General features: G+C 45.5%; 12 protein-coding genes and 1 pseudogene. All 13 read left to right on the forward strand.

The features are described 5' to 3' along the window. A pseudogene (locus QZ506_RS02545) lies at window positions 1-152 on the forward strand (IS5/IS1182 family transposase); the annotation flags it as partial. 432 nt (window positions 153-584) lie between these two features. Next, entirely contained in the window at window positions 585-1,445 is an 861-nt protein-coding gene (locus tag QZ506_RS02550; RefSeq protein ID WP_291968845.1) for a helix-turn-helix domain-containing protein, read from the forward strand. 6 nt (window positions 1,446-1,451) lie between these two features. Next, the gene (gene sctC / locus QZ506_RS02555) at window positions 1,452-3,134 is read left to right on the forward strand and encodes a type III secretion system outer membrane ring subunit SctC (protein WP_291968847.1); all 1,683 of its coding nucleotides are present in this window, start codon (window positions 1,452-1,454) and stop codon (window positions 3,132-3,134) included. Beyond that, window positions 3,125-4,255, forward strand: coding sequence for a type III secretion system gatekeeper subunit SctW (gene sctW / locus QZ506_RS02560; protein ID WP_291968849.1), 1,131 nt, complete (start codon window positions 3,125-3,127; stop codon window positions 4,253-4,255). Before sctC ends, sctW begins: the two co-directional genes overlap by 10 nt. A gap of 36 nt (window positions 4,256-4,291) precedes the next feature. Next, window positions 4,292-6,340 carry an EscV/YscV/HrcV family type III secretion system export apparatus protein gene (locus QZ506_RS02565; RefSeq protein WP_291968851.1) on the forward strand — a complete coding sequence of 683 codons (2,049 nt, stop codon included), beginning with the start codon at window positions 4,292-4,294 and terminating at the stop codon, window positions 6,338-6,340. Window positions 6,341-6,356: 16 nt separating this feature from the next. Beyond that, on the forward strand, window positions 6,357-6,764 hold the full coding sequence (gene spaK, locus QZ506_RS02570; protein WP_291968853.1) for an SPI-1 type III secretion system chaperone SpaK: 408 nt from the start codon (window positions 6,357-6,359) through the stop codon (window positions 6,762-6,764). Beyond that, on the forward strand, window positions 6,764-8,056 hold the full coding sequence (gene sctN / locus QZ506_RS02575) for a type III secretion system ATPase SctN (protein ID WP_291968855.1): 1,293 nt from the start codon (window positions 6,764-6,766) through the stop codon (window positions 8,054-8,056). Before spaK ends, sctN begins: the two co-directional genes overlap by 1 nt. Continuing rightward, entirely contained in the window at window positions 8,046-8,492 is a 447-nt protein-coding gene (locus QZ506_RS02580) for a hypothetical protein (protein ID WP_291968857.1), read from the forward strand. Before sctN ends, QZ506_RS02580 begins: the two co-directional genes overlap by 11 nt. A gap of 38 nt (window positions 8,493-8,530) precedes the next feature. Further along, window positions 8,531-9,451, forward strand: a complete 921-nt coding sequence (locus tag QZ506_RS02585; protein ID WP_291968859.1) for a hypothetical protein — start codon at window positions 8,531-8,533, stop codon at window positions 9,449-9,451. Then, on the forward strand, window positions 9,448-10,395 hold the full coding sequence (locus QZ506_RS02590) for a FliM/FliN family flagellar motor switch protein (RefSeq protein WP_291968861.1): 948 nt from the start codon (window positions 9,448-9,450) through the stop codon (window positions 10,393-10,395). Before QZ506_RS02585 ends, QZ506_RS02590 begins: the two co-directional genes overlap by 4 nt. Further along, entirely contained in the window at window positions 10,379-11,044 is a 666-nt protein-coding gene (locus tag QZ506_RS02595) for an EscR/YscR/HrcR family type III secretion system export apparatus protein (protein ID WP_291968863.1), read from the forward strand. Before QZ506_RS02590 ends, QZ506_RS02595 begins: the two co-directional genes overlap by 17 nt. 15 nt (window positions 11,045-11,059) lie before the next feature. Then, complete coding sequence (locus tag QZ506_RS02600) at window positions 11,060-11,314, forward strand: EscS/YscS/HrcS family type III secretion system export apparatus protein (RefSeq protein ID WP_264626929.1); 255 nt, start codon at window positions 11,060-11,062, stop codon at window positions 11,312-11,314. Window positions 11,315-11,322: 8 nt separating this feature from the next. Further along, window positions 11,323-12,081, forward strand: a complete 759-nt coding sequence (gene sctT, locus QZ506_RS02605; protein WP_291968867.1) for a type III secretion system export apparatus subunit SctT — start codon at window positions 11,323-11,325, stop codon at window positions 12,079-12,081. Window positions 12,082-12,251 lie beyond the last annotated feature (170 nt).

Below are 12,251 nucleotides of genomic sequence, written 5' to 3' on the forward strand. Positions count from 1 at the left end.
CTGAAACTGCCATGTTCCGGTTCAAAAGGCTTCTGGGTGGTCATCTAAGTCTGAGAGACTACGATGCTCAGGTGGGTGAAGCCATGGCCATGGTCAAAGCGCTTAACCGGATCACGCTATTAGGAATGCCGAACAGTATTCACATCACGTAACAATCGACCCGTATGGGGCGCAGTCGTTACAAGTTCTGATTTATTCAACAAAGCCTCCCACATCAAAAACCGGATATGGTACACTGCAATCAACATGTTGAATACACGACAAAAAAAAGCGTTTTCTACGTACACCGCGTCCACTGTCATTGTTTTTAATCCTGTCAGTGTTGATTCGGGGCTTTGTTGAATAAATAGATTTTATGCTGGCAGCCCAGTGAAACGACGGATTCTCGCAACGTAAAATCATGCAGTTAGGCCTCATGAGAAAAGTGTACGCCTGAGATGACAAGCATTTTCAACCAAAACTGGCATGGAAAAACAGCATGATTACCTATTATTCAACAAAGCCTTGATTCGGATTATGTTCATTTAACTTTAATTATCTTTATGAAATAAAATATAAAAAAAGCTATTCCCTCTTATAATTTGATGGCGGTGACGGAAGCAGGAAGGCCAGCCATTATTATCTCATCAGGAATGCCATTGGCGAGACTTTATACTGCATCGAACGTTTGGATGCAAAAGAGCTACTCTATGGAAGATATGGGGCAATACCGTCAGCTTAATGTTGGCGAGGAATATCAGTTCTCTCAGTATGCTTTATTACTGGCACAGAACAACGGGCAAGAATGCTACCTTCGCTTTCGCGACAAAGCAAATACGGCGGAATGCACAATCCCTGCTAAACAGCGACGTTTGCTTGCTATCGCACCGGCCACGGTTACCGTTGAGCGCGGTGAAGTAGATTGTTTATTTCTTGATTTTACGTTGCTGGCAAAACTGCAAGTGTTTATCGATAAATCAATGAATAAAGAAAGTATTCACTGTCCACGATCGCTGCTGGCAAGCATGCCAACGACACTTGGCAACGAGCCTGAGCAAAAGGAGCTGGAATATTGGCTGCTGCATCAGACGTTGTTGGGAACGGAAGGCATGGCGTGTTTTTCCAATGTATTGAGACAATCTGAATGGTATGCCCTGGTTGAGTTTCTTTTTGATTCTTATCGAACTAATTCCACCCAGCGTTTGCAGACGCTCTGTGCTCGTTATGGGCTTTCGGTTTCTCATTTTCGACGTTTATCGCGGCGCGCATTGGGCAATACGGCAAAATCTGCGCTACGTGATTGGCGTCTGGGGCAGGCACTGTTTGAATTGATTAATGGCGATAATAATTTAACGACTATCGCAATGAATCATGGATATGCATCACTTTCTCATTTCTCCAATGATGTGAAAGAAGTGATTGGTGTTTCGCCAAGGAATTTGAAGAAATTGTTGCAAGCGAGTTAAAGTAAGATGAGTACAGATTTTTCGAAAAAAATATGGGCATCAATAGCCATATTGCTGTTTGTACTAATGCCAATACAGGCATTTGCAGAAACAGTAAATGAGAATAATCAATCTTCTCGACAGGGAAGCGGATATATGGCCCGGCAGGAGAGTGTGAATGGCATTTTTGATGCTATCTCTGCTGCCATGAGGAAACCCGTGATTTTAAGTAAGCTGGCGGCACGTAAAAAAGTCACCGGTGAGTTTGATCTGAGCAGTCCGCAGGATGTGCTGGTATCGGTATCCGAGCAGCTTGGACTAATTTGGTATAGTGATGGCCAGGCGATTTACGTCTATGACGCAACGGAAATGCGTAATGCAGTTATCGTGTTGCGTAATACTTCATTCAGCACGGTTGAAAGCTTTTTGAAGAATTCTGGTTTGCACGATTCTCGCTTTCCTCTGCGTTCGGATAATCGCAATTCCACTTTTTATGTTTCTGGACCACCAATCTATGTCGACCTGATCACTAGTACGGCGAAATATCTCGATCAAAAAAATTATACCTTCGACGGGCGAGAGAGCATTGCCGTGATTCAGCTACACAACACTTTTGTTGAAGACCGCTCCTTTAAATATCGCGATGAAAAAATCGTCATTCCTGGCATTTCGACGGTGATAAATAAAATTATCAGTACCGGAACTACGGCAGGGAGAAGTATGCAGGTGGTGCCGCGTAAACCGGTCAAAACCGAGCTGGATACCTCCGATCTGCCGCAGGATTTGCTTGACAGCTATGCGCATGAAGATGCGATGGCGGCAGCGAATATTGCCCGCGACGCCAGTGAAGTGAGTGTTATTGCCGAGCCGGGAACCAATAGCCTTCTGGTGCGAGGAAGCCCTGAGCAGGTTGAATATATTCGTAATCTGGCGAAAACCTTGGATATCGCCAAGCGGCATATTGAACTTTCCGTTTGGATTGTGGATTTACAAAAAGAAGCTTTCGACAATCTTGGCGTTCAGTGGAGCGGCAATCTTAATGTCGGAGGCAATCTGGGTATTTCGCTTAACGGCGGCACGAGCACCATTGATGGTGCCAGCTTTATGGTTACGGCATTGGCATTGAGTGAAAAGAAAAAAGCCAACATTGTTTCCCGCCCCATGCTGCTGACCCAGGAAAATATTCCGGCCATTTTTGACAACAGTCGAACCTTCTATGCCAGCCTGGTGGGTGAGCGCACAGCACAGTTAGAAAACGTCACCTACGGTACATTGGTCAGTGTACTTCCTCGTTTTACCGAGAACGGGGAAATTGAAATGATGCTGAACGTTGAAGACGGTAACCAGTTTGATACAACAAAAACTAACGATTCCACGTTACCTGAAGTCGGCAGAACTAATATCAGCACCATCGCCCGCGTACCGAAAGGAAAAAGCTTGTTGATTGGTGGGTATACCCATGATGAAAGAAGCACCGTGGAAGGGAAAATCCCTTTATTAAGTGACATTCCCCTGCTTGGCAAACTGTTCCAATATTCTCGCGACCGAGAATCAAGCATGGTTCGGGTATTCCTCATTCAGCCAAGAGAGATTGATGCACCATTATCACCGGATGCACACACGATGATTAACGATATACGCAAAGATCTGGGTAACGATCAATTGCAAAACTGGATGACCAATTATTTGGACAGCCAAAAATGGCGATAAGCGTTGGGTCTGGTAGCTCTTCTCTCCATCTTCAGATGGCTCGACGAGAGAAGCAGAATGCAGAAAAAAACGTTTCTGCTGAACAGAATAATGTTTCATCTGGCGATGAAATGCAGGATATGGAAGATCTTTCTCCCGCAGCCAGAGCACAGAAGTTGTATAACGCTGCGGATGATATGTCTGAAGTAGCGGGACTCTTTCGCCAGCGCAGGGAATATGAAAAGAAATCAAGCGCAATGGAAGAAAGCAGCTTTGAGCGCGTGTTAGATGATGATGCTCAGCCGAAAGTGAGCAAGCTGATTCAAGCCCTGAATGGGAAAGAAGGGGCGGCTATTACGAGTTTTTTACAACAGGCGCGCGCATTGTTTCCAGATGAGAGCGATCTGGTGATGGTTTTACGCGAGTTGTTGTATCGACGAAATCTGGATGAGATACGACGGAAACGTCTCAAAGCGCTGCTGTCCCAAGTTGAAAAAGAAGCAGATCCCAAGCGCTTAAAAGCCGGAATTAATGTTGCGTTAAAGGCTCGGTTATTAGGCTCGACGCTCAAGATGACTCCCACATTACTGCGTGAGAGCTATCGAAGCTTTTTAGCCAATGATGATACGGACCTGATGCAGTACCAAACGTGGATATCGACCTATGGCGTTGAAAATCGCGGGATCCTGACCACGTTTATGGAAGATGCGCTGTTGGCAGATATTGACGCTGCTGATCCTAGCTGTAGTCACTCGGAGTTTTTCTTTCTTCAGGAAAGAATAAAGCAAATTAAGCACATTCGATCGAGTGATATTTTGTTTGTGCAGGGGTTACTCAAGAACCCCCTTATTCGCGATGTTGATGAAAAAGAAGAGACTTGGCTGCTATTGCTCTTAGGCATGATCGAACACTTCGATGATGTGGATATGTTGCTTTCGCAAACAGTAGGTCACCATTTACGTTTTGCGGAACATAAAAATCGAGCGGTAGTTTTACAAATGATTTACTACTATTGCAAAAAATTACCTCATGAAGTTTTTTTTTCAGAGGAAGAAAGAATAAAATTATTGATGTATTTTGAAGAAAGACTCAATATAGAATTATGCCACGAACGAATTGAACAGCGGAAAACCGCACAGTGATTTCTATACATAAGTTGAATAAAATAGGTTGATAGGATGATTGACTTTTTAAATCGGGTAAGGAACCATCCTGAACTCTTTATTCTTATATTGATTGTTGTGATCATTTCTATGTTGGTTATTCCTCTGCCAACCTATTTGGTCGATTTCTTGATTGGGTTAAACATTGTTTTGTCCATTCTGGTTTTTTTAGCATCGTTTTATATTGATAAAATACTGAGCTTTTCAACATTTCCCTCTGTGTTGCTGATTACGACGCTGTTTCGATTAGCGCTATCCGTGAGTACAAGTCGCCTGATATTAAACGATGCAGATGCGGGTGACATCATTTCCACGTTTGGTGAATTCGTTATTGGGGAAAGCCTGGTCGTTGGGTTTGTGATTTTTGCAATAGTCACCATTGTGCAATTTATGGTGATAACCAAAGGTGCCGAACGCGTCGCTGAAGTAGCCGCTCGTTTCTCTCTGGATGGCATGCCAGGAAAGCAAATGAGCATTGATGCGGATTTGCGCGCGGGCTCCATTGACGCTGAAGATGCCATGTCTCGGCGCAGTGTGGTCGAGCGTGAAAGCCAACTCTATGGCTCGTTTGATGGTGCGATGAAGTTTATCAAGGGCGATGCGATTGCCGGAATCATCGTTATCTTCATCAACTTCATTGGTGGCATCTGCGTCGGGGTATCCATTAATAGCATGGACATGTCAACCGCGCTCTCTACCTATACGATGTTGACGATAGGTGATGGTCTGGTTGCTCAAATCCCGGCGCTGTTGATCGCCATTGGCGCGGGTTTCATTGTGACGCGTGTCAACGGTGATGGCGACAACATAGGGCGCACCATTGTTGATCAGTTGTTCACCAATCCCTCAGTACTGGTGATTGCGGCGATTATTGCCTTGGGCATAGGCAGCCTGCCAGGATTCCCCTTTTCTGTATTTATGATTTTGGCATTGCTGCTCGCCGGACTTTACGGTTATCAACGTTGGAAAAACAAGAAGACACAGGCGGCTCTTGAGGGGGCAACGTCACATAAACCTTATGAAGGAGATGTGTTGGCCGAAGCGGAAAGCTCACTGGGTATCATTAACAATCTGAATAATGTTTCAGCAGAAACGGTGCCTTTGATTCTTGTCGTTCACAAAAGCGATGAACAGATGCTGGGAAAAGCGAATATTACTGAACGCTTTCGCAGCCAATTCTTTATTGACTATGGGATAAACCTGCCGGAAATAACGGTGAGAGCGTCCGAGCACATAGAGCCTGAAACAGTCTCTGTGTTAATCAATGAAATTAACGCAGAGCGTTTTCAAATAAAATTCAATGAATACTGCGTTGTTAACGGTTCTGACGAACTGCTACACCTTGGGATACCGGTGTCTACCATTGATAACATGCAATGGATTGCCGAAGAACAGCGAGAATCTGTTGCTGCATTAGGGTATCAGCTGCGTAGTGGTATTGATGAAATGTATTACACCTTGGCCGCCGTGTTGATTCGTCATGTTAATGAGTATTTCGGCGTTCAGGAAACAAAGCATATTCTCGATAAAATGGAAGAGAAATACCCTGACCTGATGAAAGAAGTTATGCGCCATGCCACTATTCAGCGAATTTCTGAAGTATTACAGCGCCTTTTGAGTGAACGTATTTCAGTGCGTAATATGCGGTTAATTATGGAAGCCCTTGCCCAATGGGCACCGCGTGAAAAAGAGGTTATTTCTTTAGTGGAACATGTTCGTGGTGCACTCTCACGTTATATTTGCCATAAATTTTCTGTGGGGAATTCGCTTCGCGTGATTATGTTATCCGCAGAGTTTGAAGACCATATTCGTCAGAGTATTAGAAATACCTCAACGGGTGTGTTCCTTCATCTTGAACCTGCTGTGGCAGATGAGTTGATTGATCGGTTTGCACTGGCCATGGAGAGTGTCGCGATGTCTTGTAAAGATTTAGTTGTGCTCTCCTCGGTGGATATACGCCGTTTCTTAAAGCGTTTTCTCGAGTCACGCTTTAAAGATCTTGAAGTTATATCGTTCGGTGAAATAACCGATACGGTATCAATCAATGTGGTGAAAACCATTTAATTAAGGAAGAACTGAAATGTATATTGATATTGATATTGCAAAATTGGTTCGTGATGCGCTACTGCACAGTGGTGTGGATGAATCCATTCTGAGTGATTTTGATAGCCATTCAACCATTGCGCTCGATTTTGAAAATTATCCCAGCTTGTTAATTAGCAATGTTGATGGGCAGATATGGATCTGGTCACAGATCAGTGAAAATACAACCGGGTTATTGCAGCATAACTCAGCACAAATCCAGGAAAAAATTATGGAAGGGTGCCATTTTGCGATGACTGGGCAATTACAGATTGCCGTTAACAACGACACCATCGAATTAAAAGGGTTGGTACATCCTGACTATCTGACTGATGGTGCTCGCTTTGCAGAGGCAATGGACGAATTTTTCCAATTGCAAGAAGCTTTTTTGGGAGTGATTCGCTAATGGCGAACCGACAGCTCTTACGTCAACAAGCACATCCTTTGCGCCTGTCTGGCTCCATCATTGAAGCGCGATTGTCCGGTGTGACTGTCGGGGAAGTCTGCGAAGTTCGCCAAGGCTGGAGCCAGCCAGAGATCCTGGCCCGCGCTCAGGTATTGGGGTTTCATGGCGATACGACACTGCTGAGTTTGATAGGTAATGCGCAAGGTTTGTCGCGAGAGGCGGTAATTTGTCCTACAGGGACAGGGCTGTCGGTAGTACTGAGTCACGACCTGCTGGGTTGTGTGCTGAACCCGTTTGGTGAAGTTGTGGAGCGATTAGCAGGAGAGGAGCGAGGGTTTGCTTGGCAGCGCCGCACCATAGATGCGCCGCCACCACTGTACCAGGACCGAGTGGGTATCCGGCAGCCATTTTTGACCGGAATCCGAGCCATTGATGGGCTGATTACTTGTGGCGTGGGTCAGCGCATGGGCATTTTTGCATCGGCAGGGTGTGGGAAAACGACCTTGATGCATATGCTTGTCGAGCAATCACAGGCCGATGTTTTGGTGATTGCGCTTGTCGGTGAGCGTGGGCGTGAAGTGACGGAATTCATTGAAGCATTGCGTCAGTCCGACCGTAAGAGTCAGTGTATTTTGGTTTACGCGACTTCAGATTATTCATCGTTGAATCGGTGCAATGCTGCGCAGGTTGCAACTACTGTTGCTGAATATTTTCGTGATGCAGGCATGAATGTCGTGCTCTTCCTAGATTCGATTACGCGTTATGCCAGGGCGCTACGCGATGTGGCGTTGGCAACGGGGGAGTCACCGGCGCGACGCGGTTATCCTGCCTCGGTATTTGATGCCCTGCCCAAGCTATTGGAACGCCCAGGCGTCACCCAAACGGGAAGTATCACGGCCTATTACACCATTCTTTTGGAAAGTGATGATGAGCCGGAGCCCATCGCGGAAGAAATTCGCTCAATTCTCGATGGTCATATCTACCTGAGTCGTAAATTGGCGGCCAAAAATCACTATCCGGCGATTGATGTGCTGAACAGTGTTAGCCGCGTTGCTAACCAGGTTTGTGACAGTGAACATCTTCACTATGCAGGCGAACTACGTAGCGTTTTAGCAAAAATTGATGAGCTGCAACTCTTTGTCGATCTCGGGGAATATCAACCGGGCGAGAATGAAGAGAACGACCGTGCGATGAATAAGCGCGATCGTTTGTTTGACTGGTTAAAGCAACGTGTCGATGAACACGCCGATTTCAATACGATAACCTATGAGATGAAACGTCATGCTTCGTGAAATGAAAACGTTGGTTGGGCATATTGCCTTAAAAATTCAGCGTAATGATGTTCTGCTCAATAGAAAAAAAAATGAGCACAACACATTAATTACCCAGATAGACAGCTTCGAAAAAGATATTTCAGCTATTGAGATGCTCAGCCGAAGTTTGTATCCCGGAGGCGAAACCAATAAAGAGAAAATCTTCGCGATACAACGGCGACAGGGTGCACTCAAGAAGAAATTGGCGGACATCAAAGTTCAAAAATCTCAAAAAATTCTCGAACAGGAAAAGTGTGAACAAGAGCGTATGGCGATATTCGAAAAAAGAAAGCTGCTCGATAGAAAGATAAAGAAGTATGAATCGCTCCAACACCAGGTTCGAAAAAATAAGTGTATCAGAGATGCCAAAATTGAAGATAACGAGATAGAGGAAAGAATATCATGGCGACGTTAAATGGAGTGAAAGCCATTTTTTCTGGCAGTAACCCCAGCATGGGGGAGAATGCGACACAAAGTTTAGAACACATTGTTTTAAATGACATAAAGAAAAAAGCAAAACAGGTGAAGAAAGGACACGAGGAAGGTGCCTTACCCCCTGTAGCGCTTTCTCACGCCTCGCTATCCGCAGCACTACCGGAACTGCATGCCAGCCTAGGCAAATGGAGAGAAAGCGGGCGAGGAAAAGTTACGCTGTCCACGCAGTCAGAAACGCGCACCGAGGTGGGCGAGACCGTAAATATCAGCGCGACTGAGGTAGCGTTCGGTAAGTGTGTACCAAGGAGTAAAAAAGCCCAACACCGTGATTTATCCATCTTTTCTGCCAGTGTGGTGGAAAAGGTGGCGATAGTCGGTGGGTTGCATGGTCAGTCTGCTGCCATTGCACTTCAGGAGCGTCGTGATACACCACTTTCCCACGCGATAGTCAGCCAGGTAGCAGATACGGCTGTTTTGCCCTCTGCGAGCATGCCTTCAGAAATGCCTGGCCCCAAGGCTGAAAGTGAGAACTCACCCTCTGTCATTCCACTGCCTAGTGATGCGCAGCACCGCTCGTTTTCGGGGGAGACGCCGGCACGTGGTGCGGATAACGCGTTCGCAGGGGCGGGCCGACAGCCACTTCCCTCTGAGGCAATACTCAGAAACATCGGTAATGCCGCCTTAAATGAAACGGCGTCTGAGAACCAATTGCTGTACCGCTTTTCGGATTGGGGAGATGGCCATCAGGTCAATGTGCTGATAGGAGCACACGCCAAGGCACCACATGTGTTGCAGGTTTCTGATCCGTTGGTTCATCAACGCTTAGCGGATTATGAGGGGCAGGGGCAGGGGCAAGGCGATCCGAAATGGGTGTTTTCTGAGGAAGATGAGCAGCCAAAGAAAGAGCACAACACATTTGCCGATGAGGAAAATGCGTGATTGGTCAACACCTACGCGGCTATTCAAAGCGCGAACTCTCCGAGCGCCGCAGAGTGAAAACCTGGCAAAACCAAGGCTTTGACGTATGCCAGCGCCTGGTACCAGGCAATCACCTGCTGCATTTTATTGCGGATACGGGATGGGAGGGCATTATCGATCTGGAGAGCTGGTTTTGCCACCGAGTGCCTCAAAGAGCTGCATTGTCGAGTGCATCGTGGTCGCCAGATCAGTTGGAGACCCTGTTCATCAATTGTGTTCGGCCTATTGATGGGTTGCCGCAAGACCTCGCATATCAACGTTTGGAAAGCAAAGGTCGGGTGGAAACATCATCTGTTCCACCGCAGGCTTACGCCTGCATGACATCGCAAGGGCGCGTATGGCTGCATACCTTCCCTTCCCACCCCACGTTGGACGAGGGCATCCGCCATTTGAAGGCAGACGATCTGCCTTTATCCATCCAGTTTCAAATTGGCTACAGCCATATCTCTACGGCTTTGCTCAAACGCGTTCAGCGTGGTGATGTGATACTGGTAAATCATGAAGAATGTACGGTTGCCTCATCAAACCATGTTTTGGGGCGCTTTATCAAAATTGAGGAGGGATTTATGTTTGATGAAACGGACGTTACGGCAATGTCAGAAAGTGAAAATGAATTATCTGTGTCAGAGCATATCAATGAGGTTGCTGTTACTCCAGTACGATCGCGTGACGAGATTAAAGTAAAGCTCAGTGTAGTATTGCAACAAAGCACCCTCACTGTTGCGGAATTGGAATCCTTTTATCAAGGTCAGGTTATTCCATGTCATCCTGATGCAGAACAGAATATATCCATTATTGCTAATGGTGTGCCGGTTGCCAAAGGTGAGTTGGTGTGGATTGAGGATCGTTTAGGTATTGAAATAAAATATATTTATCAAGAGGCTGGTGATGTCTCACGGCAATGATATTTCTCTGATTGCGATACTGGCATTTTCGACGCTTCTTCCTTTTTTAATCGCATGTGGAACCTGTTATATAAAATTTTCCATTGTGTTTGTGATGGTACGCAATGCATTGGGACTTCAGCAAGTTCCTTCAAATATGACATTGAATGGAGTAGCGTTGATTTTATCTTTTTTTGTCATGTTGCCCGTGGTGAAAAATGGCTATGAGCAATTTCAGCAAGCCAATGTCGATACAAGAGACAGTAAATCGGTATTACATTTTGTTGAGAATGGACTGGATAGTTATCGGGATTATCTTGAGAGATATTCTGATGCTGAATTGGCTCAGTTTTTTGAGCGGGCTCACCTTCAACGTGGAGATAATTCCGATAGTGAAGTGCAGGAAGAAGAGCGTACTTCTATCTTGGCATTATTACCCGCTTATGCCTTAAGCGAGATAAAGAGTGCGTTCAAGATAGGTTTCTATCTTTACCTGCCATTCGTTGTTATCGATTTGCTGGTATCCAGTATTTTGCTGGCGCTCGGTATGATGATGATGAGTCCCGTAACCATTTCAGTACCCATTAAATTGGTACTCTTTGTTGTGTTAGACGGATGGACGCTATTGTCCAAAGAGTTGGTAACACAATACCTGGAACTGGCGTTATAGCCGTGGAGAGTCATCATGGATGAAATAGCGTTCGCAGGCAATAAAGCGCTTTACCTGATTTTGACAATGTCTGCATTACCTATTGCCGTAGCCACAATAGTGGGACTGTTGGTGGGTTTATTCCAGACAGTAACTCAACTTCAAGAACAGACATTGCCTTTTGGCGTCAAATTATTGAGCGTAGCGTTGTGTCTGTTTCTTATTTCCGGGTGGTATGGCGATATTATGCTTAATTATGCTCGTGAAGTAATAAGAATAGCACTTGCGTGATAAGCAATATGTTTACTGGAATTTTTTTCGACCTTCACACCTGGCTTTATGAAATGGCTATGGTATCTGCTCGCTTGATGCCAGCGTTTATATTGTTGCCCTTTTTCAACAATAATACGTTAACTGGCGCTATCAGGTTACCCGTTGCCTTGCTTACGGGCAGTGTGTTGTGGCCGCATACGGGAGAAGCGATAGATGGGTACGATAACATCTGGTTTTTAATTTTAATTGGTAAGGAGTTATCTGTTGGTCTGATCATCGCTGGTTTTCTGTGTCTACCGTGTTGGGTTATGCACGCGATGGGGAGTTTTATCGATAATCAGCGTGGTGCCACTCTGAGTAGTAGCATTGATCCACTTTCAGGCGTGGATACTTCAGAACTGGCTAACTTTTTCAACCTTTTTGCTGCCGTCATTATGCTGCAAAGCGGTGGGCTACTGTTAATGCTGGAGGTTTTCGAGAAAAGTTATCAATTATGGCAACCTTATCAATTGGATATACCGGCCTACCGTACCGTTCTCTGTTTCCTTACGTTGGTGGTAAAGAATGGCGTTATTCTTGCGAGCCCTTTGATTATTATATTTTTGTTGTCTGAAATTTTTTTAGGATTGCTGGCACGGTTTGCCCCGCAGTTGAATGCCTTTTCGCTGGCATTGACGGTTAAGAGCATTATTGGATTCCTGTTGTTACTGCTCTATTTCACTCCCATATTGCCCGACCGCATTATGGATTTGCGCCTTTATCCCGTCGATCTGCTTGGCTGGTGATGGGCTTTGTTGAATAAATAGAACTTTTGGGGCGTTGTTGAATAATAGGTAATCATGCTGTTTTTCCATGCCAGTTTTGGTTGAAAATGCTTGTCATCTCAGGTGTACACTTTTCTCATGAGGCCTAACTGCATGATTTTACGTTGCGATGATCCGTCGTTTCACTGAGC

Source organism: Candidatus Symbiopectobacterium sp. (genome assembly GCF_020054415.1).
Lineage (GTDB): Bacteria > Pseudomonadota > Gammaproteobacteria > Enterobacterales > Enterobacteriaceae > Symbiopectobacterium.